Source organism: Mesorhizobium delmotii, assembly GCF_900149755.1.
Lineage (GTDB): Bacteria > Pseudomonadota > Alphaproteobacteria > Rhizobiales > Rhizobiaceae > Mesorhizobium > Mesorhizobium delmotii.
In genome coordinates, this window is sequence record NZ_FUIG01000061.1 from 1 (window position 1) to 366 (window position 366).

The 366-nt window shown below is 66.9% G+C and carries 1 protein-coding gene; it reads left to right on the forward strand.

Going from position 1 to position 366, the window contains the following annotated elements:
• Positions 1-366 (forward strand): transposase (locus tag BQ8482_RS31960; protein ID WP_208867911.1); only part of this gene is annotated, 366 nt, incomplete at both ends.

Consider the following 366-nt stretch of genomic DNA (forward strand, 5'->3'; position numbering starts at 1 on the left):
GGCCGAGAAGGCGCTGACCGCCATCATCCAGGAGGCCTACGTCCAGGGTATCTCGACGCGCTCGGTCGACGACCTGGTCAAGGCGATGGGCATGAGCGGCATCTCCAAGAGCCAGGTCAGCCGGTTGTGCGAGGAGATCGACGGCAAGGTGAAGGCCTTCCTCGACCGGCCGATCGAGGGCGACTGGCCATACCTGTGGATCGACGCCACCTACCTGAAGGTGCGCCGCGGCGGGCGCATCGTCTCGGTCGCCGTCATCATCGCTGTCGGCGTCAACGCGGACGGCCGGCGCGAGGTGCTGGGCATGGAGGTCGGCACGTCTGAGGCCGAGCCGATCTGGACGGAGTTTTTGCGCAAGCTGACCCG